Genomic DNA, 22,562 nt, shown 5'->3' on the forward strand with positions numbered 1-22,562 from the left:
GGATCTGCACTGAAACCCCTTTATGCCGAGCCCGCTGTATGGCTCACACCGTGACCGCAGGTCGCTCAACTGGGTCGATAACATCAGACTGACCCTCAACGACTCGGAAGTGGGCAAGCCCGAGATGCGCCCGGAGAAAGCGCTTGAACCCGGGATGATTGCAGTGGCCGACATTGAAGCGGATGTACTGGTCATACTCGCCGGTATTGCTGAACAGGGAACCTGGCGCCAGCAATATGCCCGCCTGATGGGCCTGCTCCACCAGGTTCGGGATATTCACATGCTCGGGTAGGCGTCCCCAGAGAAACAGGCCATCCGCGCCGTGCTCGTCAAACACCACGCCGGCAGCCCCCAGCCATTCCCGCGCCCTTGAGCGCTCCTGCATGACCCGCTGGCCCAGCGCGTCCAGGTGACGCTGGTAACGACCGGACTCCAGCGTGTAGGTGACGATGGTTTCGTCTATCGCCGAACCGCACAGCAAGTTGTACATTTTCTGTTCGACCAGCCGCTCGACAAAGGCCGGCGGGGCCGCCACATAACCCAGGCGCAGCGCCGGGCTCAGCACCTTGCTGAAACTGCTGATATAGAACGTCCGGTCGAGGCCATCCAGACTGGCGAGCCGCAGCGTCTGCCGGGACGCCAGCGCGCCGAACGTATCATCCTCGATGATATGAAAATCATATTGGCGGGACAGCGACAGCAGCTTGAAGCCCTTCGCCGGCGACGTACTACCGCCGATGGGGTTATGGACCAGGGTCTGGGTCAGGAACAGTTTCGGTCGATACTTGATCAGCATCGCTTCCATCGCCGCCAGGTCCGGACCGTCATCCAGCCGTGGGACAGTGATGATCTTGAAGTCGCGATCCTTGATCAGCTTCAGTTGCAGCAAAAGGTAGCTGGGGTCCTCGACCAGCAGGTAGTCCCCGGGGCTCAAGAGAATATTGCGCAACAGCGCAAACCCATGGGTCGCGCCCATGGTGACCACGATCTGGCTGCTGGAAGCGTCGATATGGACTTCTCGCAACTTGCGCGCAATCACCGCGCGCAAATCCTGGCTACCGGCGGCGGGCGCTGGAGTGCCGCAGGAAAGTGTGTTACGAATCAGCCGCCCGGTTACGGAAGCCGGGACCGCGTCGGCCAGCCAGGCCGGTGGCAGGTAGCCTGAACTGACTGGAATATCGAATTGCGCCGGGTCCAGCGCGCGGAAGAGAAACCCCGAGTGTTCGCCGGAAGGCGGCGCCAGGGTGTCGGTGTCCTTGAGCGGACCGACCGAGCTGCAGGCCAGGATGAAATAGCCCGCACCCGGTCGCGACTCGATGATGTGTTGCGCCACCAGGTCTTCATAGGCGCTGCTCACCGTGAAGATACTGACACCCAGTTGCCTGGCCAACGCACGGACAGAAGGGAGCCGCCCTCCCTGGACCCACTGAAAGGATTCAATGCGGGCAATGATCGCGTTTCTGATCTGGTCGACCAGCAGCGTCTTGCTGTTGCGGTCTATCTGGAACATGGCATTCCCTTGTTGAAACAGCTGCTACCCGAAGGTGAGTGTCTCGTGCACCGATGGCAGCGGCAGTATCTGCGATCAATTTGCCCAGCTGCAAGCGCTGTATCGGGGCACCCATAACGTTCAAGGACCAGACATATTCAATGCCAGGAGAGCCGTCCAATGAGTTCGATCAGCAGCCAGCCATGCCTCTCGCCCACGGCCACCCGCGCCGAGCCCTTCATTGAGCGAGCCGCCGACGGATTCGCGCTGGGCGGGTTCGCCTGGCGCCACGCTGACACAGGCCGCACGCGCGCCGTAGTGATCATCAACGCCGCCACCTCGGTGCGCTGCCGCCATTACTCGCGCTTTGCCGACTACCTCTTCGACCATGGCCTGGACGTCATCACCTACGACTATCGCGGCATCGGCGAATCGCGTCCGGCCACGCTGCGCGGGCTCAACGCCTCCTGGACCGACTGGGGCGCGCTGGATTTCGAAGCCATGCTGCAACGGGCCGCACGCGACTATCCCGGCCAGCCCATCGATGTCGTCGCCCACAGCTTCGGTGGCTGCGCGGTCGGGCTGGCGGCTTCGGGCCAGTTGATCCGCCGCGTGGTCACCGTCGGCGCGCAATTCGCCTACTGGCGCGACTATGCGCCCGCCACCCGCTGGAAGATGTTCGGCAAGTGGCACCTGATCATGCCGCTGCTGACCAGCCTCTACGGCTATTTCCCCGGCAAGCGCCTCGGCTGGCTGGAGGACACCCCTGCTGGCGTGGTGCGCGACTGGAGCACGCCGACCGCGCGCTACGAAAAACGCCCCAGCGGACGCAAGCTGGCGGCGCTGCCGTTTTCCCGGGTCAAGGCGCAGATCCTCGCCGTCAGCCTGACCGACGATCCGTTCGGCACGGTCGCCGCCATCGAACGGCTGCTGGCGTACTTCAGCGCCAGCGCTCGTACTCACCTGCGCCTTGCACCTGAAGATATCGATGAGTCAGAGGTAGGGCATTTCGCCTTCTTCCGTAGCCAGTACCAGGAAAAGCTCTGGCCGATTGCGCTGAACTGGCTGCAGAAGGGCGAGCTGATGGCCGGAACACCGGGGAAGATTGGCATTGTGGCGGTTCACGGGGATAATTCCTCGCTTACCTCTTTGTGAAAGCACCCGAGTCCATGGCATCCCAGAACAAGCAAGACAAACGCGCGCAACGGGCGAAAGCCAAGGCCAAGCAGAACCGGACCCGGCGCGCCAGCGAGCCGGCCGAGTCGCTGCCGGTGGACGACGACCGCATCGACTTCACCGCGGTCGACCTGACCGACCTGTTCAAGAGAATGCGCGACGCCGAGCACAGCAGCCAGCAGGCCATGTGCGGCGTGTTCCTGGAGGACCCGCTGCTGGAGCTGGTACTGGAACAGGAAGGCGAGGAAGGGGCGACGGACTTCATCCTCTCGGCACTGATCGAGTACCGTCAGTGGTCCACCGAGGCCACCGAGGAGGCGGCCCTGGCCTGGATCGAAAGCCCGTCCTTTCAGGCCGACTATGTGGCGGCGTCGCAGGCGCTGCAGAAAGCCGCCGGCTAGCCGCCACGGCGGGTCAGTTCAACACCACCCGCCCAGCCTTCTCGAGCCGCCGACGGCGCGCCACCAGCAAACCGGCGGCCACCACCAGCACACTGAGCAGGCCCGTGGCGAGGATCTCGACGCGATGGGCTTCCTGGCACAGCATCACGGTCAACACCGCGACGATGAACACGATCACCGCCCAGGTCAGCCCCGGGAACAGCCACATCTTGAAGTCGATCTTCTCGCCCTTGGCCATGCGCTGACGACGCATGCGCAGTTGCGACACTGCAATCACCAGGTACACCAGCAGCGCAATGGCACCGGAGCTGGCCAACAGGAACTCGAACACCGCTGCCGGCGCGAAGTAGTTGGCGAACACCGCCAGGAAGGCCGCCGCCGTCGACATCATCACCGCCCAGTAAGGCGTGCCGCTGGCATTGGTGCGCTTGGCCACCGCCGGCGCATCGCCGCGCTTGCCGAGGGAGAAGAGCATCCGCGAGGCGGTATACAGCGCCGAGTTCAGGCAACTGGTCACCGCCACCAGCACCACCAGGTCAACGATCAGCTTGGCATTGGGAATGCCCATGCGATCGAGCACGGTCTGGTAGGAACCGACTGCCGCCAGGCTCGGATCATTCCACGGCACCAGCGCCACCACGATAAAGATCGACACCAGGTAGAACAAGCCGATCCGCCAGATCACCGAGTTGGTGGCCTTGGAGATCTGCTTGCCCGGATCTTTCGATTCGGCGGCGGCGATGGTGACGATTTCCGTGCCCATGAACGAGAACATGGTTGTCAGCATGGCCGCCAGCACCGCGCCCAGGCCGTGAGGCATGAAGCCCACGGTGTCCACCAGATGCGACACACCGCTGACCTGGCTGGTCGGCAGCAGGCCGAAGATCGCCAGCACACCCAGCACGATAAAGCCGATGATCGCGATCACCTTGATCAGCGCGAACCAGAACTCGAACTCGCCGTAGTTCTTCACGCTGAACAGGTTGGTCGCGGTCAGCAACAAGGTAATGATCAGGGTAAAGGCCCAGATCGCCACATTGGGGAACCAGGCATGCAGGATGGTCGCGGCGGCGTTGGCCTCCAGCGGGACCACCAGCACCCAGAACCACCAGTACAGCCAGCCGATGGTGAAACCGGCCCAGTGCCCGATGGCACGGTCGGCGTAGGTCGAGAACGAACCGGTGTCCGGCGAGGCCACGGCCATTTCGGCCAGCATGCGCATCACCAGTACCACCAGGGTCCCGGCTGCGGCGTAGGCCATCAGTACGGCGGGGCCGGCTTCGGCGATCGCGTGTCCGGAACCGACGAACAGCCCGGCCCCGATCACCCCGGCAATGGACAGCATGGTCACATGCCGCGGCTTGAGCCCTTGCTCCAGATTGTTGGAAGTATGCGTACTGCTCATTGAGACTACCTTTGCAGTGAAGAGCGCGCCCTACACATCGGAAACCTTGTCGAAGGAATCCAACGGGGGCGTATTTTATTTTTTACGCAATAATTGCGCCAAAATGTTACACAACCCCGGTTTCCGCGGCCTGGAAGCCTGCGCAGCGCGAAATCGTAACCCTTTGAGATTAATGGCTATTTGCCAAGTCGTTACCGAGACACCCAGATTTCGACCCACTTGTCGCACCAGAAACACTCAAAAAATAACGTAACGCCCCATTTCAGGGCGAGCCTATGCCCACTTAGCGGGTTTACCCTTCCCACCCCTGGCCAAAGCTGGCACCATCGCGCCTTTTTTCAAGCGACTGCCTGGTCAGGCATACGGATCAAACGGGTGTTCGGTTGTTGGCGGGGCGACAGACTGCTGTGCCGATGCGACAACCTGTCACCCATCCGCCCTGTACCGGCTTTTCCCTATGCTAGCTTGGCGCTCGCCAGGAAGGCCGCCGCTAGCAGGAGCACGACAGAACACCATGAGGACCGCACATGGCTGAGGCCACGCCCGCGCTGGAAATCCGCAACCTGCACAAACGTTACGGCGAGCTCGAGGTCCTGAAAGGCATCTCGCTGACCGCCCGCGACGGTGATGTGATCTCGATCCTGGGTTCCTCCGGTTCCGGCAAGTCCACCTTCCTGCGCTGCATCAACCTGCTGGAGAACCCGAACCAGGGCCAGATCCTGGTCAACGGCGAAGAACTCAAGCTCAAGGCCGCGAAGAACGGCGAGCTGGTGGCCGCAGACGGCAAGCAGATCAACCGCCTGCGCAGCGAAATCGGCTTCGTATTCCAGAACTTCAACCTCTGGCCGCACATGAGCATCCTCGACAACATCATCGAGGCCCCGCGCCGGGTGCTCGGCCAGAGCAAGGCCGAGGCCATCGAAGTGGCCGAGGCCCTGCTGGCCAAGGTCGGTATCGCCGACAAGCGCCACGCCTACCCGTCCCAGTTGTCCGGCGGCCAGCAACAGCGCGCGGCCATCGCCCGCACCCTGGCCATGCAGCCCAAGGTCATCCTGTTCGACGAGCCGACCTCGGCCCTCGACCCGGAAATGGTCCAGGAAGTCCTCAACGTGATCCGCGCCCTGGCCGAAGAGGGCCGCACCATGCTGCTGGTCACCCATGAAATGGGCTTTGCCCGCCAGGTGTCCAGTGAAGTGGTGTTCCTGCACCAGGGCCTGGTGGAAGAACAAGGGACCCCGCAGCAGGTGTTCGAGAACCCGCTGTCGGCGCGCTGCAAACAATTCATGTCCAGCAACCGCTAACGGAGCTACACGTATGCAGACCTGCAAGAAATTCCTCCTGGCCGCTGCCGTCTCCATGGCCTTCAGCGCCAGTGCCTTCGCCGAAACCCTGAAAATGGGCATCGAGGCCGCCTACCCTCCGTTCAACAACAAGGATGCCAGCGGCCAGGTCGTGGGCTTCGACAAGGACATCGGCGACGCCCTGTGCGCCAAGATGAAGGTCGAATGCACCGTCGTGACGTCCGACTGGGACGGGATCATTCCGGCCCTGCAGACCAAGAAGTTCGACTTCCTGATCTCCTCGATGTCGATCACCGAGGAACGCAAGCAGGCCGTCGACTTCACCGACCCGTACTACTCCAACAAGCTGCAATTCATCGCGGCGAAGAAAGACACCGAGTTCAAGACCGACAAGGCCTCGCTCAAGGGCAAGATCATCGGCGCGCAGCGCTCGACCTTGGCCGGCAGCTGGCTGGAAGACCACCTGGGCGACGACGTCACCATCAAGCTCTACGACACCCAGGAAAACGCCTACCTCGACCTGCAGGCTGGGCGCCTGGATGCCATCCTGGCGGACAAGTACGTCAACTACGAATGGCTGAAGAGCGACGCCGGCAAGCCTTACGAGTTCAAGGGCGACCCGGTGGAAGAAAGCGACAAGATCGGGATCGCCGTGCGCAAGAAAGACAACGAACTGCGTGAGAAGCTGAACGCCGCGCTGAAGGAAATCATCGCCGACGGTACTTACAAGAAGATCAACGACAAGTACTTCCCGTTCAGCATCCTCTGACCTGCCCCGATGGCCGGCACCTCGACGCCAGGTGCCGGCTGTCCCTGGTAAAGCCTGCCTCTGCCCATGAATATCGACCTCTATGGATTCGGCCCGGCGCTCGCCGCCGGCGCGCTGATGACCGTCAAGCTTGCGCTCTGCGCCCTGTGTCTGGGACTGGTGCTCGGGCTGCTCGGCGCCTTGACCAAGACTTCACCGTACAAACCGCTGCAATGGCTGGGGAGCACCTATTCGACCCTGGTCCGTGGCGTACCGGAACTGCTCTGGGTGCTGCTGATGTACTACGGCACCGTCAACCTGATGAGCGCCCTGGGCGAGGCTTTCGGTAATCCCGAGCTGGCCTTGAACCCATTCGCCGCCGGGGTGATTGCCCTGGGCCTGTGCTTTGGCGCCTACGCCACGGAAGTGTTTCGCGGCGCGATCCTGGCGATTCCCAAGGGTCACCGGGAAGCGGGGGTCGCACTGGGCATGTCCAAGGTGCGGATCTTCAGCCGGCTGATCATGCCGCAGATGTGGCGCATCGCCCTGCCGGGGCTGGGCAACCTGTTCATGATCCTGATGAAGGACACCGCTCTGGTCTCGGTCATCAGCCTGGAAGAAATCATGCGCCAGGCGCAGAACGCCGTGCTGTTCAGCAAGCTGCCGTTCACCTTCTACCTGGTGGCGGCCTTCATGTACCTGGGCCTGACCATCCTGGCCATGACCGGCATGCATTTCCTGGAAAAACGCGCCGCTCGCGGTTTTGTGAGGACCACATAATGGAATGGGAAGTCATCTTCAAATGGCTGCCGAAGTTCTACCAGGGCGCGGTCCTGACCCTGGAACTGGTGGGCATTGCCGTGGTGCTGGGCTTGCTCCTGGCCGTGCCGCTGGGCATCGCCCGGGCTTCGAAGCTCTGGTATGTGCGGGCGCTGCCCTATGGCTATATCTTCTTTTTCCGGGGTACGCCGCTGCTGGTCCAGTTGTTCCTGGTGTATTACGGCCTGGCGCAATTCGACGTGATTCGCGACAGCTTCATGTGGCCTTACCTGCGCGATCCGTTCTGGTGTGCGACGGCCACCATGACCTTGCACACCACCGCGTACATCGCCGAAATCCTGCGAGGCGCGATCCAGGCCATCCCGCCGGGCGAGATCGAAGCGGCCCGGGCCCTGGGCATGTCGCGGGCCAAGGCGCTGTTCTACATCGTCCTGCCCCGCGCGGCGCGGATCGGCCTGCCGGCCTACAGCAACGAAGTGATCCTGATGCTCAAGGCCAGCTCGCTGGCGAGTACCGTGACCCTGCTGGAACTGACCGGCATGACCCGGACCATCATTGCGCGCAACTACCTGACGGTGGATATGTTCTTCACCGCCGGGGTGTTCTACCTGGTGATCTCGTTCCTGCTGGTGCAGGCGTTCAAGCAGTTGGAGCGCTGGATGCGGGTGGATGCCTGTCAGGGGCGCTAAACGTGTTTGCGCAGAGGACTTAAAATCCCCTGCGGACCAACAGACTGAACGCGGTCCCTTGTAGGAGCCGGCTTGCTGGCGATTGCGGTGTAACATTCACCACCGTCATCGCCAGCAAGCCGGCTCCCACAGGTTCCATGGCTGCTTTACATTGGCGTTCATCCGCGAAGACGCCAACTCGGAACCCCAAATGCCTGCAATCCTCCAAGGCCCCGCCCTCCAAACCCGCTTCAAGGCCCTGGACGCATTCCTGTCGGCGCACCAGCACCTCTGGCGCCCGCGCCCCTTCACCCACCTGCGCCTGCCATGGGAAACCCAACATCCGGAACTCGCCACCTGGCTACGCCAACGCAGCCTCGACGACGCCGAAGCCAGCCACAACCACCCGGAGCACCTCGCCGCCCCCGCGCCCTTTCCCGCGCTGGCTGCCGAGTCCGCGGCGCTGGCCGCAATCGGAACACTCCCCGACGGCGCCCTGCCCCCTGCCCATCAGCGTCTGAACGTCGACGTCCCCGGGCGAAAATGGCAACAGATCGAAGCCTTCGCCGCCCGCCTCGACTTCGCCCAATCGCCCACCCACTGGCTCGACTGGTGCTCCGGCAAAGGCCATCTCGGCCGCCGCCTGCTGCAACCCGGCCAACACCTGACCTGCCTGGAATACGACCCGGCCCTGATCGCCAGCGGCCAGCAGCTCAGCCAGCACCATCGCCTACCGGTCACCCACCTCCAACAAGATGTCCTGGCCGTTGATGCCGCCGCCCGCCTGAGCGCCGACCACACCCCGGTGGCCCTCCACGCCTGCGGCGACCTGCACGTGCGCCTGATACAACTCGCCAGCGGCGCCGGCTGCCGGCAACTGGCGATTGCCCCCTGCTGCTACAACCGCATCAGCACTGCCGACTACCAGCCTCTGTCCACCGCCGCCAAAGCCTCGGCCCTGCCTCTATCACTGGACGACCTCGCCCTGCCCCTGAGCGAAACCGTCACCGCCGGCGCCCGGGTGCGTCGCCAGCGCAACAGCTCCATGGCCCGCCGCCTGGCGTTCGACCTGCTGCAACGCCGTCTGCGGCAAACCGACGACTACCTGCCCACGCCCTCGCTGCCCAGCGCCTGGCTCGACAAGCCCTTCGCCGACTACTGCCGCGACCTGGCCGCGCTCAAGGCGTTATCCACAGTGGGCGAGCAGAATTGGGCAGAACTGGAGGCCGCGGGCTGGCAACGCCTGGCACAGGTGCGCAACCTGGAACTGGTCCGTGGGCTGTTCCGCCGCCCGCTGGAACTCTGGCTGGTGCTCGACCGCGCGCTGTTTCTCGAAGAACAGGGTTACGGCGTTCGCCTCGGCCAGTTCTGCGAAAGCCCAGTGACCCCACGCAACCTGATGCTGCTGGCAGAGCGCGACTAACGGTCACATGACATCCCACAGCCTGTGGATAACTCTGTTGATGCTTTTAGCCGACAACCGCTGAAAACGGCCTCTGCCGAGCAAAAGCGCGACTGGTCACTTTTCACTCATCCAATAAAAACACCTGAAAAACAGCGAGTTGCGAACAAATGAGAACCGCTCCACAAATTAGCTGATTATTTGTTTCATCGACCAATTCGTTGTGCATAAGCGTTCTAGCGAAAGCACATAACCGCCGGCCATCAACGCCAAGGCGTTCCTCCGCCCTTGTGTTTGAAACGCCCTGAACTATCGTCTGAAAACGCCGGAATCTTCCGGTGAAAAGGACAGCAAGGAGCGGAGCAAAATGAGCACAGTGAAGAGCGCACAGGAAGCCGTAGATCTCGTCGCCAACCAATCCATACTTGCCGCACTGCAACAGACCTTCGCCGTCGGTGGCGCCATCATCGACAACGCCACCGGCACAGTGATCGCCGCCATGCACAACAACGTGCTGATGCCATTTCCGGGTAGTGCCAAGCCCTATTTCCTACCCCACGACCCGACGGCCCACGGTGAGCGGCAACTGGTGGACTGGTACTACGCCAACGCCGCCGAACTCAAACTGCCGCCGCCCGCGCAACTGACCGTCGTGACGACCCTGGACCCTTGCGCGATGTGCGCCGGCTCCTTGCTCACCGCCGGCTTCAACGTCGCGGTCAGCGCCATCGACAGCTATGCCGGGATCAACTACAACAGCGAGTTCAACTTCCCTTCCCTGCCGCCGAAGCTTCGTCAGCAGGCGGAAAAAACCTGGGCCTATTACGCCGTCAAACCTCCGGTCGACCGCGCTTACCAGGGCTCCAAGACACCGGTATTTGGCGGCCAAAGCATCGATTCCGCGGCGTATTACCTGACCGCCTCGATCTTCGACGCGAGCGTCAATACCGTACGTGCAGCCAGCAACAACAGCGGCGTCGACCCCGCGCACTTGAAGAACCCCGCCACCCTGCCGCCCAACAGCCCGGTGCGCAAGGCGCTGCTGGCCCTGAGCCCGTACGCGCTGAGCGTCACCGCGCCCAATCCACGCGACCCTGGCCCTGAACTGGCCCCGCCGCTGCTCAAGACCGCGCAACAGGCGGGTGTGTTCAACTCGGTAGCGTTGCTCGATCCGTTCGGCAACCTGCTGGTGTGCCTGGGCGGCAACGAAAGCCAATCGCCGATCCGCACCGCCTTCATGGAGACCACCCGTGGTTACGCGGTGATGCGCTGGACCTTGATGAACGACAAGGACCCCGCCGTGCGTGCCGAGGCCGAGCAATACCTCACCCATCCGAAATACGGCACCTTCGTGTTCCTCTATGCGCCGGACCCGACCACGGCACAAGCCGTGATGACCTTGGGCGCCTACGGCTCGACCATGGAAGGGCCGGTGCCACAGAGCTACCCGTCGAACCTGCAATATGTGCTGCTGCCAGGAGACACCACGGCGCAGGCGCTGTCGGAGTTGGCGCAAAACCTGCCGCCGTTCTACACCCAGAGCGTGCAAGTGGGGCCGGCGCAGGTGTTGAGTGAGGCGTTGATCAAAGCGATAAAAAGCGGGGTTTGACAGGAGCTGGGGCTGTATCGCGGCCTGTAAGGGGAACAGGGTATCCGCTTGAATCCGGTGACACGGCAGGCGGTTATCCTGCAAGCGCGATCGACCGGCCAGGACAATGCCCGGGATTGTCGTCACAGGCGGATCCCTCTGCGGCAGGCTCTGCAAAAATAGTCAGATATCAGGGGTTTACAGAACCCCCTCAATCGCTATAATCGTCGCCCTAGCACGCCGGTATAGCTCAGATGGTAGAGCAACTGACTTGTAATCAGTAGGTCCCGGGTTCGATTCCTGGTGCCGGCACCATACAAAACGAAGCCCTCGCAGAAATGCGGGGGCTTTGTTGTTTCTGGGGTGTAGACGTGCGTCATCCGGACCAACGAAGACCACAGCATTGCCCTTGGTACGAACCACATTTTGAAAAAAATCAAAGCGTGGCGCCGAATGGCACTCTCCGCACCAGTCACCTCCACCGAATGCAGCATGCCCCCAACAGTCCCGCCAAGTCTGACTTGCCCACGGTAAGCAAGCTCTAATCGTGTGTATTTTTGTCTGAAAAGAAACATTTATTCCTGGCTGAAGACCTTGTGTGACAAGGCTTTTCTAAACCTTTCAAGTTAAGGTAAAAGTTTTTATATTAGAGTTTCGATGACTGTTCAGCTGCGTCATTTCCAGGCTTTCTGGCTGATCTGAATCTAACCTAAAACTTTTTACCTTATTCAAGGTTGTGATCCGATGGCTCAGTCAAAACCCTGGTCGTTCTACGGACGGCACCTCGAACTGCAGCAGATGCAGCAGGTGCTTGAGCGCAAGCGCTGGTTCTTTTTACAAATTTCCGGACGACGGCGAATTGGTAAAACCGCGCTGATCCAGCAAGCGCTGCAAGCAGCGGGTATTAACAAGACGCTATATATCCAGATCCCTGACTCCGACCCAACGGGCGTGGTGGCAGCTTGTAATGGTTACCTCAGTACCTTCGGCATCAATGAACGAGTGCACAGCCTGGGTGACCTGGCCGAACTGATCGGGCGCCTTGCTGAAGACGGATACGTGATAGCACTGGACGAGTTTCAGTATTTCAATCGAAAGCGCCTGTTCGACTTCTGTTCCCTGCTGCAGGCTGTTGTCGACCGGCTCGCCGCCAAGTCTGAGAGCGTTTCTGGCGGGTTGATTGTGCTGGGGTCACTGCACGCCGAGATGACCGCGCTGCTCGAAGATCGTGCAGCGCCGCTGTTCAATCGGACAACTGACTCACTAGAACTCGGACATCTGGATATCAGCTCAATCCTTGAGGTCCTCCAAGCCCATGCGGACACCCAGCCTGAGCGACTATTGTTCCTCTGGAGCTTGTTTGAAGGGGTTCCCAAGTTCTATCGCGACGCCTATGAGCAAGGCGTACTGGCCGCCGATCGCCAAGAGGTGTTGCGCAAACTGTTTTTCTCCAGTTCGTCCCCCTTGCGCAACGAAGCCGACAGCTGGTTTTTACGTGAGCTTCGCGGTCGTTACGACATGCTGCTGCAATACTTGGCGCAGCACCCAGGTTGCACCAACGCCGATATCGAAGCGGCCATGGCTGAGATTTCAGGACCCGGCGAGGTCAAGCAGGTGGGCGGTTATCTGAAAATCCTGTCGGAACGCTATCAGATGATCGAGCGTCGCCTGCCGATCTTCGCTGCCCCGCGCGCGCGTTCTGGCCGCTATTACATCCACGACAATTTTCTTCAGGCTTGGCTGTCGGCATTGCAGCAACCGGTATCGGCTGTCGCTTTCCGCCCAATTGAAAAACTGCTGCAACAGGCCGACGAACGCCTGATGCAAGTAGAGGGCTCTGCCCTGGAGGACCTGGTCGGGCAACTTTATGAAGAGCGCAGCCGCAGAGGGCTCGGTGATTTTCCTCTTACCGAGCGAATCCAGGGCTATTGGGATCGCAGCGACGTCGAAATTGATCTGGTCGCCATTTGCGGTGATGAACGGCGCATTCGCTTCGGCACCTGCAAGCGCAATGAGAGCAAGCTACTGGCATCCATCACTCCATTGAAGACAGCTACGGCAAGGTTCTTGAATGCCCAACCGCGTTTTGCATCCTGGACCGTGGAATATGTAGCACTTGCTCCTCGGATAAGCACAAGCGTTTCTCGGCAGCTTGAAGCGCAAGGCGTTCTCGTTCAGGACCTGATGGTGCTGACCAACGGTTTGTAGACCTGGGTGATCAACCCTGTCCCGGTTTCGAGTCTTGGTGTCAACACCACGGGTGCTCTACAGGGTTAATGATCGCGACGATGCATTGGACACAACCCGTTGGCCCTATCAGGGCGAGCATGGCTTAAGAAGCCCCAAGCAGGCGATTGAATAAGCCATGTTCTCAGGCACACATCCGTGGAGAGCAGACGTGGAAAAGCTGAGCTTTCAAGCAAAAAAAGCCTATTTCGCTAAACACCGTAAATCCAACTTCGCGGCCAGCTTGCGCCTCGAGGGTTTTACGACCTCCCCAAATGACGATCACAAGCTTCCCACTCGCGAAGCTGCGCTCATGGCCGTTCGGCAAATCAAAGCTTGAATACCAGACAAGAGAGAGTCCCCAAGGCAGTAAATAAATACGTCCCCTTTTCTATTGAGATCAAGGTGCAATCGAGCATCAAAAACCTCGACACCAAAGAAGTGATTTTCCCGCCTGCCTCGATGGCTCAAACAGAGTGATGGCTATGAACCTCACCCCCATCATCGCGCAGGTCTGGAGCACGTTTGGCTGGTTGATCCCGCTGATACTGCTGTTCGGCCTACTCAAGTCGCCTTGGGCCAAGGGTCAGATCGGCGAACTCCGGGTGCGTCTGTTCGCCCATTGGCAACTGGATAAGCAGACCTACCGCCGCCTGCACAACGTCACCCTGAACACATCTGACGGCACAACGCAGATCGACCACGTCTTCCTCTCGCCTTACGGCATCTTCGTGCTGGAAACGAAGAACATGAGCGGCTGGATCTTTGGCAGCGAGCAGCAGCCACAGTGGACGCAGAAGCTCTACAAACGCACGTTCAAGTTCCAGAACCCGCTGCGGCAAAACTACAAACACCTCAAAGCCCTGGAAGCCACCCTTGGCGCTGACTCCAAGCACCTGCATTCGGTCATCACCTTCGTCGGTGGCAGCACCTTCAAGACTCAGATGCCGGCCAACGTCACCCAGGGCATTGGCTTTATCCGCTACATCAAGTCATTCCAGCAGAGGGTATTCACGGAGACCGAGGTCGACGTCCTCATGCATGCCCTACAAACCAGCCGGCGCACTCCATCCCTCGCTACCCACCGCGAACACGTGCAAAACCTGAAACGCCGTAGCGACCCAACAGCCGAGCGGCAATGCCCGAAATGCGGCAGCACCCTGGTGATCCGCACCGTGAACGCTGGTCCGAAGGCAGGGCAGCAGTTCTGGGGCTGTTCGATGTTTCCCAAGTGCAGAGTGAGGCAAGGCCTGTAGCCAGCTTTCGGGTATGAGCTGACAGATAGGGGTGGCGTGGGCTATCGGTGAGAGCGGTGGATTCGACAAAGTCAGAAAATAAATCGGTCACCTTTTCTCGAAGTCGGAGAGCTAGCGCCATGAAAGCAGAGCAGAAATTCTCCAGTGGAGCGCGACGTTCGAAGTTTTGAGCGGCAGCTCGGTTTGTAGGTCTTGCCTGGAGCGGAAAGGGTTGGCTGATGCGGAGCAGAAATTTCGTCATTCCGAGGACTGCCGATGCCCTCATGCTGGTTCAGATTTTCCATCGACATCGCTCCACGAGATACTGGATAGCGTCAGAGGATGAATCCTTCCTCCACTGCTTAAAAATTTCTGAAGGATCGCGGCTGTCAACGCTCCTGTCGCTAGTGCCGTCATGCCAAGATTGGGTATTGATTAAATACCTAGAGTGCAGTTACATTCATGAGGCAAGGGTGGTGCCAAGCGGAAGCATGGCTAGCGAGCTCTAAGATTTACAGAATCTGACATATGGATAACAAAGAAAATTTCAACACTGTAATAAATCTAATTGCTCGTCAGCCGTGGGTTGGCGCAAAAGTAGCAGAGCTTAGTCACATGCTCTACGAAGAGTGCAAATGTACAAACTCTCGAGAGATGCTACTAAAGATAATCGACAACTTTTACTATATGTCTAGGCAAGAATATAGTGAAAAGCTTGGCGCGCTTGCCGAGGAGATAATGAGTGAGGATGGCTATGGGGATGATGCACAGATAGTGGCCATGGCGGCAGACTCTGGACCTGATAGCTCTCAGGAGATAACGTATAATCTCAAATATGTATTTACTCAAAAGGGATGGCTGAGTTTTAGCGGAGTTAACGCATTTGGTTCAGCTTATAAAAATTACAAAAAAACTGGCAGAAAAAGGCTTTATGTTGTTGATGATTTTGTAGGTTCGGGCCAGACGGTAATTAGCAGATACAATGAACTTTGCAGAGTTTTTACTCATGGCAAAGTGGACGGATTTTCTATTTCCTTTAAAGTTTTAGTTTCTACTGAGCATGGGCTAGATGCAGTGAGAAATGCTGGTATTGATATTTCAGCCCAGACAATAATAAAAAAAGCGATTGATGGCTTTTTCCCTGATGAAATCGCAGCCGAGTACCGCTCTCTGATGACAAACCTAGAGGTCGGACTATCTCAAGAACACGAAGGGATAGTAATGCCTAGTCTAGGATATAACGGAGCCCAAGCAGCATATTGTCGCGAAGCGTCCAACACGCCAAATAGCGTGCTTCCAGTTTTCTGGTGGCCGTTTAATAGTAGACAAGAGATACGGCCAACTATGCTTCATAGAGCGATGAGGGATGCATGATTAAATATACCAGCCCCAATTTTCTCCGCGCCGACTTTGTAATAATGCGGATATTGCACGAGTCGCGATCTGGCTTGCAGCCGTATACAATACTCCAGCGGAGCAAACTGTCTGGGGCAGTTTTTTTCAAGGTCTTTAGCTCTTTAGCCGCGAGAAAACTGGTAGCCGAACATGACTCTTTGATTCATCTAACTCAGACGGGGCGAACTATATTCCTGGCGGGGTCAGGTCGAGTACTCGGCGGTTCTAAAACTTGGCGCCAAGTCCCTCAAAAAATGCGAGGACGTAAAATTGGGATCAACGAATTTTACGTGCCCAATGTTTTTTTACTGGACGCCTGATGGGCAGCAGAGCGCGAGTTGCTTTTTTTTGGCCTTGTAGTATTCTCGCTCCTGCCCACAGAGGCTAGTACGATGGAGTGAAGTCGCTCCCTAGGTTAAGGTGGTCGATAACCGATATTGCATCCACCGGCGGTGAAGCATACCGGCGGATGCAATGCTACAACGCTTCGCGTTTCCGCAAACCGCAAGGCGCACAAAAGCGGGCTTCGCCCACTTTCGCACGCCTCGCGGTTTCGAGCGCGAGTCTAGAAGGTAGTCATCTGTGGGTTTTTCATGAAGAAAATCAGTGAATGGAAGCAATTTTTCTTAAGTCGTGGTATCTCGCCTGAGTTGATTGAACGTTATCTTGATCAAGTAAAGGCACTTGCAAGTTCTGGCGCTCCAGTGATTTTTGAACTTGAACATCTATCCTTGCTGATGGGGATAGATTCTAAAACCATGTCAGCCATGATTCACGGAAGCTCAAGTTTCTACAGAGCGTTCACAATAAAGAAACGATCCGGTGGAGAGCGTATAATTAATGCGCCTTATCCAAGCCTTCTCCAATGCCAGGATTGGATATACAAGAACATACTGCTGAACTGCACTGTCCATGAAAATGCGCACGGTTACGTACCAGGGCGTTCAATTTTCACCAACGCAAGCCCTCACCTCAACTGCACAACACTGCTAAAAATGGACTTGAAAGACTTCTTTCCTTCCATCGGGATTAGCTGGGTCATTAATCTCTTTTCTGATTTAGGATACTCGAAAGGCGTATCTCATTTGCTAGCTGCATTGTGCTGCAATAGAGGAAAGTTAGTACAAGGATCTTCAACAAGTCCATACCTCACAAACATTCTGCTATACCGGCTCGACGAAAGACTTTCTAGACTCGCCAAAAAAAACAATCTGAACTACACGCGGTACGCAGATGATATGACCTTTTCTGGTGGTTACATATCAAAAAACCTGCCTCAATTAATTACCTCAATCGTAACACAGTACGGTTTGACGGTGAATGACTCGAAAACCAGATTGATGATTGATAAAAATAAGAAAATTGTCACCGGTTTGTCGGTAGCCGGCGTGAGTTTGAAAGTCACCAGAGATCTTAAAAGGGCTATTAAGCAAGACGTTTTCTATATTGAGAAATACGGCTTTCTGTCACATGTCTCACAACAGAAGATCACTGATCCGTTCTATCTCGATTCGATTTTCGGAAAAGTGAATTTCTGGTTACAGGCGGAGCCGAAAAATGCTGAGGCTCATCGGTGTAAGGATGTATTACGCCCCAATTTCGGCATGAGTCTTCCTTCATAGTTTTTATGATAAATCTGAGTGCCAACTCCTATATCCTGAGCCTGACTGAAGGCCGGTGTATGGTCTTAGCCTGTCGCCCCTTGCAATGAACATGGATGCGACCCATCTGTTAGCTTTCTAGCTGGATACGAAGTCTGAGATAGTCATCTTTACTGTAGGTGTGGAGCCAACTCACGCTAGGCAGGCACCATGATGACAGTAACGTTAATTCCAGAGGTCAAGGCATTATCCCGGCTCAGATACGCGCCAATCCCAGCCTTCGGCCTGGAGATCGGATCGAATTTGTGGAGTTGGACCTTGGAAAATTTGCCATGATGCCATCCAATCATCCAAGTCCTTGCAAAAGGGGGCGAATTTATTTAATCGGAAAATAAATTCACCCCCTTTTACCCGATTCAATATTTACGAGAAAAATTAGACTTAACCACACTTGAGATATAGCTATTGAGTCCGCGCCCTGCCACCGCAAGTCGCTGTAATTCCGCGACCACCACTGGTCCGGGGCGATTGGAGTCATATACGTAGGTCCTATTGGTTCCCGAGGCGAACTGTACGGTAATCGCCCCTTGGCCCAGTTCATATGCCACTACGTTTGACTGACCACTAAGATTTTTATAGCGCTCCATGTTTCTCACCCGTTGAGACCGGCAAGTCGCCAGCACATCCACTCTAGACTCCAAATGGTTCCCAGCCAAGACGCTTACCTTGAGCGACATGAAAGATCAGCCAAATCACGACTTGCGCCCTTACCGAACGGATATAGCAGAATCCTAGAGAAACCGGAGTGCGCAATTTTATGCCATTGTCGCGCCTCCGGATTTGATTCCACAGAGAACCAACCATAACTAGCTGATTTATTTACCGTTTGAGGTATGACGAAATTTCCACCGAATTCCATACCCGCGGAAGATCTAGCCCCGCCGAGCGCTACCGTACGTCAGGTGCCGCCAAAGTCCCGCAATGCAGGGCTTTGGCGTTTTCGGCGTATCGAATTTCGCTTCATGCGTATGGCAAGCTGTCCAACCTGCTGACTACAACCTCAGCCACAGCCAATACCACCTCAATCAATCGGATGACCATCCAAAACTGACGATGTCTGATACGACGGGGACGCCCCCTCAAGTAGGGCATCCACCACCGCACGAGCTACTTCGACCGAATGCAGCATTCCCCAGAACAGCGCCCGCTCAACCGGATTGGTATGCAAGCTAATTTCGTCGCCATTGAGCTCTGCCGTTTCGAGCAATCGCGACACGTAGGCCAGCGCATCTAGGGCAGTCACGCCCGGTTGGATGGCAAACAGCGTGGGCTTGCACGGATCTTCGGGGATGACGGGCTTGGGGGAAGTAAAAGCGAGGGTATCGAGTAAACGGGGCGCGCTAGATGGCTCCGGCTCCACCTTGCTGCCGAGGTCATCAGCGACTTTGCGCAGGTATATACCCTTCTCCGCGGCACTGGGAGCTTTACGAACGACTGGCGGATCGGGAATGAGCTTCTTGTCCATGTTGAATCTCCTGTTTGTGAAAGGAGTTCACCACGTTCGTGTCCAAGCGAATGGGTGGCGAACTGTGCGCAGGTTGGACAACCGGGAAAACAGGTAACCCGGCACACTCGAAAGTGTCCCGCACACAGCTCGCCATAAAAAGCGAATACAAAAAAGCCGCTTTCGCGGCGCTGTGCGCCCTGTATTTCCCCGGGTGTCCAAGCCCGTATCGCTGAATTTGCAGCGACACTTGAACAGTAGCCCTGGCGTTTGGCGCACGCAATATTCTCCCATGCCTGAAGTGCGTGGGAAATATGAGTTTTTTCGGCAGGCCAATTCTCGTCCTGGTTGAGCAGCGCTGATCTCCGCGCAGGGCACAAGTAGCTATCTGCATCAGATAACCCTGAGCGAGCCGATCACTAACGGCCCGCAGGGCACACACCGACACGGCGCATTATCATGCCCGCCTACCTCAGCCGAACGTGTATAAAAATCTGGCAGCGTTGTATGCCCACCTGCATCTTGAAAATCGGCTCTTTCAGCAAACGTTGAAATGCCCCTCTCAGGCCCATGATTTTTGCCATCCAGCCAGGCGTCAACGCTCAGAACGCGCTGACCTACGTGTCGAAATTGCTCGAAGTAGCCGAACTGAACGGTGACGAAGTCAGCTTGCATACCACCCCGGTGGAGCGGTCCCTGTCATGGGGCATGCTTCACTCCGTTTCGTTTTTTCCAGAGTTCAGTTCATTCAGGTAGTCATCGACTTCACCGACCAGCCAACTGGAAAATTCCCGCTGCTTGGCTTCCGAACGTTCCCGGTTGGGCAGCACCAGCCAGTAAGGATATGGGTAAGGGGCCGTGAATTCGGAAAGTTGCACGAGTTCTCCCCGCTGGATCGCATCGTGCACAAGGCTGCGGCGCTCCAGCGCAATGCCTTGGCCAAGGCGTACAGCCTGCAGCACCAGGTTGGAGTCGTTGCTGCAAAGGCCTATGCGTGGAACGTCGATATCCAGCCCCGCCGCCTGGCACCATGGCCGCCACGATTCCATGTTGAAGATGATGTTGCTCTCGACGATCTCTTCGGGGGTCCGCGGCAGCACCCCGCCATTGAAATGCGGAGCAGCCACCACGACCGTCTCATCGTGGAACAGCAGACGCTGCTCCACCCCGTCCCACTCGCCCTTGCCCATGCGGATACCGACGTCGACAGATTCTCGAGTCAGGTTCGATACCGCCAGACTCGCCTGCAGGCGAATGCTGATGTGCGGTTGCAAGCGCTGGAACCGGGGCAGGCGTGGCACCAGCCAACTGAACCCGAACGATGGCAGGACAGCGACCACCAGCTCCGTGGATTTGGGCTGGGTCTTGATCAGCCGCGTGGCTTCGGCGATCCCGCCCAGCGCCTCACGGATCTGCAAGGCGTACAAACGCCCGTCTTCGCTGACCCGCAAGCCCCGTCCCTCACGGACGAACAAGGTGACCGCGATCATCTCTTCCAGCACTTTGATCTGCTGGCTGATGGCCGAATGGGTGACATGCAGTTCCTTGGCGGCAGCAGTGACGCTGCCCAGCCTTGCAACCGCTTCGAAACTGCGCAGACAGGTGATCGGAGGAATATTCGACATGTAACCTATTCTTACTGTTTACGATAAAAAATACTGATACTACAGCCTGACGCTTCTCTCTATTGTAAGAGAGAGTGAAGTTTTTGACCCGCAGAAGGACTGATGCGCCGGACATTGGCACTGCAGATCAATATCAACCAAGGAGAGTGATGGATGAAGCTTATCGGTATGCTGGATTCACCCTACGTTCGCCGGGTGGCCATTTCCCTGGATCTTTTGGGGGTGAAATTCGAACATGATCCGCTGTCGGTGTTCAGCACCTTCGAGGCGTTCTCCAGGATCAATCCGGTCGTCAAGGCCCCGAGCCTGTTGCTCGACGACGGTTCCGTGCTGATGGACTCGACGCTGATCATCGACTACTTCGAAACCCTCGGCGCACCCGCTGCCAAGCTGTTGCCGCAGCAACCGCAGGCATTGGCCAACGCCTTGTGCACGGTGGGATTGGCGCTGGCGGCGTGCGAGAAAACCGTCCAGATCGTCTATGAACATAACCTGCGTCCGGCGGAGAAGCTGCACCAGCCCTGGGTTGAACGTGTCACCCGACAACTGCTGGCGGCCTGCGCTGAACTGGACAAGCAACTGGCGACGCAACCGGCACAAGGCGAGCGGCCCGATCAGGCCGCCCTCACCAGCGCCGTGGCCTGGTCGTTCATGCAATTGATGATTCCCGACGTCGTCAAGGCCGACGACTTCCCGGCCCTCAAGGCCCATGCGGCGCGCCTGGAACAGACCGATCTGTTCAAACGTTACCCGATTGCCTGAGCGCAGGCGCGGCTCGACCGCGCCGACTTCCAGCCTGCCATTCCTGGCTTGTGCGAGCCGCTGCCATGTACACACTCTATTTCGCGCCTACGGCCAATGGTCACAAGATACTGATCATGCTGGAGGCACTTGGCGTTCCTTATCAAATCCGACGGATAAACCTGTCGAAGGGCGAGCAACACCAGCCGGATTTCGCCCGATTGACCCCCCATGGAAAAATTCCGCTGCTGGTAGACCACGAGCAGGCACTGACCCTGCCCGAGTCCGGTGCCATTCTTCAATACCTGGCTGAAACACACGCGCGGTTCCTGCCGTCGGCGGGGCCCGAACGCTATGCGGTGCTCCACTGGCTGGCCTGGCAGATCAGCAGCCTGGGGCCGATGGCGGGGCAGAACTATCACTTCATTCACCAGAATGGCGAAGACCATCAGTACGCAAGATCCCGCTACCAGGCACAGACCGAACGCCTGTTCAACACGGTGGAAAAAGCATTGGCGGGACGCGATTTCATCTGTCCGGCCTACTCGATTGCCGACATGGCCATCTATCCCTGGCTGCGCATCCACGCCCAGTTGAACGTGGATATCCGCGGATTGCCCCGCGTCGCCGATTATCTGCAGCGCATCGCGGCCCGCGAAGAAGTGCTGGCCGCCTATACCAAAGGAGCAGCGCTCGATCCGCTGCCCCTGCGAAAGCACATTTCCCCTTCCCCGGGGAATCAACCCAACTGATCGATCATCACCGCATTGGTATAGATCAGACTGCCGTCGCTCGCCCGATGCCCGACCAGGTGGAACTGACCGCGTTGGTCGCCTGCGCTCAAATAGACGCGCAATTGGCAATCAGACAGCGGGCCGCATTCCTCAGGCGTGATCAACTCCATGGTGGTCATATCCACATCGATCATCACTTCAGGCTCGTGGGTCTGCTGCAGATGTTCTTCGGCCTCCTCCATACGCAAATGGTCGTCGTCATTGACGTGGAAATGGATCTCCCCCATCGGGATGGACCGTTGATCGCTGCTGGCTTTGCACCAGCTTTTGATGGTTAAGGTGTTCATGGCGAGAAACCTCCTGGGGTAGTCGCTTTGGGGACGACCCGACCTCTTATTAGATTCTAGACAACCGACAAGGAACCGCTACAGCCTCCGGGCGGCCAAGGCCTTGCAAAGGCGGGTGCTATACTTTTTGCGTGACAGTGAGCGTGCAAGGTTATCCAGAGAGACAGGATAACGATCTGGAATTTCAGATAACGAC

Annotated in this window: 20 protein-coding genes, 1 tRNA gene and 1 pseudogene; 17 read left to right on the top strand and 5 right to left on the bottom strand. The window is 57.8% G+C overall.

Features of this window, described 5'->3' with window-relative positions:
- Nucleotides 1-43: 43 nt before the first annotated feature.
- Nucleotides 44-1,510 carry a PLP-dependent aminotransferase family protein gene (locus tag NUH87_RS15680; protein WP_338521454.1) on the bottom strand — a complete coding sequence of 489 codons (1,467 nt, stop codon included), beginning with the start codon at nt 1,508-1,510 and terminating at the stop codon, nt 44-46.
- A gap of 159 nt (nt 1,511-1,669) precedes the next feature.
- On the opposite strand from NUH87_RS15680, the gene NUH87_RS15685 reads away from it, so the two are divergent.
- Together NUH87_RS15685 and NUH87_RS15690 are read left to right on the top strand one after the other, a co-directional pair.
- Nucleotides 1,670-2,644, top strand: a complete 975-nt coding sequence (locus tag NUH87_RS15685; protein WP_338521455.1) for an alpha/beta fold hydrolase — start codon at nt 1,670-1,672, stop codon at nt 2,642-2,644.
- Nucleotides 2,645-2,658: 14 nt separating this feature from the next.
- Nucleotides 2,659-3,066, top strand: a complete 408-nt coding sequence (locus NUH87_RS15690) for a hypothetical protein (protein ID WP_338521457.1) — start codon at nt 2,659-2,661, stop codon at nt 3,064-3,066.
- A 13-nt stretch (nt 3,067-3,079) separates the two neighbouring features.
- Here NUH87_RS15690 and gabP read toward each other — a convergent pair whose 3' ends face one another.
- Nucleotides 3,080-4,471 (bottom strand): GABA permease, encoded by a 1,392-nt coding sequence (gabP, locus tag NUH87_RS15695; RefSeq protein WP_338521459.1) that lies wholly within the window; start codon nt 4,469-4,471, stop codon nt 3,080-3,082.
- 527 nt (nt 4,472-4,998) lie between these two features.
- On the opposite strand from gabP, the gene NUH87_RS15700 reads away from it, so the two are divergent.
- The 12 genes from NUH87_RS15700 (at nt 4,999) to NUH87_RS15755 (ending at nt 17,436) form a co-directional block, all read left to right on the top strand.
- Nucleotides 4,999-5,772, top strand: a complete 774-nt coding sequence (locus NUH87_RS15700) for an ABC transporter ATP-binding protein (protein ID WP_040063480.1) — start codon at nt 4,999-5,001, stop codon at nt 5,770-5,772.
- Nucleotides 5,773-5,785: 13 nt separating this feature from the next.
- Nucleotides 5,786-6,541, top strand: a complete 756-nt coding sequence (locus NUH87_RS15705) for an ABC transporter substrate-binding protein (protein WP_338521462.1) — start codon at nt 5,786-5,788, stop codon at nt 6,539-6,541.
- Nucleotides 6,542-6,607: 66 nt separating this feature from the next.
- On the top strand, nt 6,608-7,300 hold the full coding sequence (locus tag NUH87_RS15710) for an ABC transporter permease subunit (protein ID WP_338521464.1): 693 nt from the start codon (nt 6,608-6,610) through the stop codon (nt 7,298-7,300).
- Nucleotides 7,300-7,989 (top strand): ABC transporter permease, encoded by a 690-nt coding sequence (locus NUH87_RS15715; RefSeq protein WP_338521466.1) that lies wholly within the window; start codon nt 7,300-7,302, stop codon nt 7,987-7,989. Before NUH87_RS15710 ends, NUH87_RS15715 begins: the two co-directional genes overlap by 1 nt.
- 190 nt (nt 7,990-8,179) lie before the next feature.
- Nucleotides 8,180-9,391 (top strand): methyltransferase, encoded by a 1,212-nt coding sequence (locus tag NUH87_RS15720; protein WP_338521468.1) that lies wholly within the window; start codon nt 8,180-8,182, stop codon nt 9,389-9,391.
- 346 nt (nt 9,392-9,737) lie between these two features.
- Nucleotides 9,738-10,979 carry a nucleoside deaminase gene (locus NUH87_RS15725; RefSeq protein ID WP_338521470.1) on the top strand — a complete coding sequence of 414 codons (1,242 nt, stop codon included), beginning with the start codon at nt 9,738-9,740 and terminating at the stop codon, nt 10,977-10,979.
- A 218-nt stretch (nt 10,980-11,197) separates the two neighbouring features.
- Nucleotides 11,198-11,273: transfer RNA gene (locus tag NUH87_RS15730), tRNA-Thr, on the top strand.
- Between the two features lie 429 nt (nt 11,274-11,702).
- Nucleotides 11,703-13,166 (top strand): ATP-binding protein, encoded by a 1,464-nt coding sequence (locus tag NUH87_RS15735; RefSeq protein ID WP_338521472.1) that lies wholly within the window; start codon nt 11,703-11,705, stop codon nt 13,164-13,166.
- Nucleotides 13,167-13,356: 190 nt separating this feature from the next.
- Nucleotides 13,357-13,524: a YhfG family protein gene (locus NUH87_RS15740; RefSeq protein WP_090234743.1), complete on the top strand. Its 168-nt coding sequence runs from the start codon at nt 13,357-13,359 to the stop codon at nt 13,522-13,524.
- Between the two features lie 145 nt (nt 13,525-13,669).
- Nucleotides 13,670-14,440 carry a nuclease-related domain-containing protein gene (locus NUH87_RS15745; protein ID WP_338521475.1) on the top strand — a complete coding sequence of 257 codons (771 nt, stop codon included), beginning with the start codon at nt 13,670-13,672 and terminating at the stop codon, nt 14,438-14,440.
- A 507-nt stretch (nt 14,441-14,947) separates the two neighbouring features.
- On the top strand, nt 14,948-15,793 hold the full coding sequence (locus NUH87_RS15750; protein WP_338521477.1) for a phosphoribosyltransferase-like protein: 846 nt from the start codon (nt 14,948-14,950) through the stop codon (nt 15,791-15,793).
- 614 nt (nt 15,794-16,407) lie between these two features.
- Entirely contained in the window at nt 16,408-17,436 is a 1,029-nt protein-coding gene (locus NUH87_RS15755; RefSeq protein ID WP_338521479.1) for a reverse transcriptase family protein, read from the top strand.
- A gap of 1,060 nt (nt 17,437-18,496) precedes the next feature.
- Here the strand turns inward: NUH87_RS15755 and NUH87_RS15760 are convergent.
- Entirely contained in the window at nt 18,497-18,940 is a 444-nt protein-coding gene (locus tag NUH87_RS15760) for a hypothetical protein (RefSeq protein WP_338521481.1), read from the bottom strand.
- A gap of 537 nt (nt 18,941-19,477) precedes the next feature.
- Between NUH87_RS15760 and NUH87_RS15765 the strand changes: the two are divergent.
- Nucleotides 19,478-19,675, top strand: a pseudogene (locus NUH87_RS15765) (hypothetical protein); the annotation flags it as partial.
- Here the strand turns inward: NUH87_RS15765 and NUH87_RS15770 are convergent.
- Nucleotides 19,633-20,544 carry a LysR substrate-binding domain-containing protein gene (locus NUH87_RS15770; protein ID WP_338521483.1) on the bottom strand — a complete coding sequence of 304 codons (912 nt, stop codon included), beginning with the start codon at nt 20,542-20,544 and terminating at the stop codon, nt 19,633-19,635. The pseudogene NUH87_RS15765 and the gene NUH87_RS15770 sit on opposite strands and share 43 nt — an antisense overlap.
- 153 nt (nt 20,545-20,697) lie before the next feature.
- On the opposite strand from NUH87_RS15770, the gene NUH87_RS15775 reads away from it, so the two are divergent.
- Together NUH87_RS15775 and NUH87_RS15780 are read left to right on the top strand one after the other, a co-directional pair.
- Nucleotides 20,698-21,306, top strand: a complete 609-nt coding sequence (locus tag NUH87_RS15775) for a glutathione S-transferase (protein ID WP_338521485.1) — start codon at nt 20,698-20,700, stop codon at nt 21,304-21,306.
- Nucleotides 21,307-21,371: 65 nt separating this feature from the next.
- Nucleotides 21,372-22,037, top strand: coding sequence for a glutathione S-transferase family protein (locus tag NUH87_RS15780; protein WP_338521487.1), 666 nt, complete (start codon nt 21,372-21,374; stop codon nt 22,035-22,037).
- On the opposite strand, the gene NUH87_RS15785 is transcribed toward NUH87_RS15780, so the two are convergent.
- Complete coding sequence (locus NUH87_RS15785) at nt 22,025-22,366, bottom strand: hypothetical protein (RefSeq protein ID WP_040072145.1); 342 nt, start codon at nt 22,364-22,366, stop codon at nt 22,025-22,027. The genes NUH87_RS15780 and NUH87_RS15785 overlap by 13 nt on opposite strands.
- Nucleotides 22,367-22,562: the final 196 nt, after the last annotated feature.

The organism is Pseudomonas batumici (assembly GCF_036585405.1).
GTDB classification, from domain to species: domain Bacteria; phylum Pseudomonadota; class Gammaproteobacteria; order Pseudomonadales; family Pseudomonadaceae; genus Aquipseudomonas; species Aquipseudomonas batumici.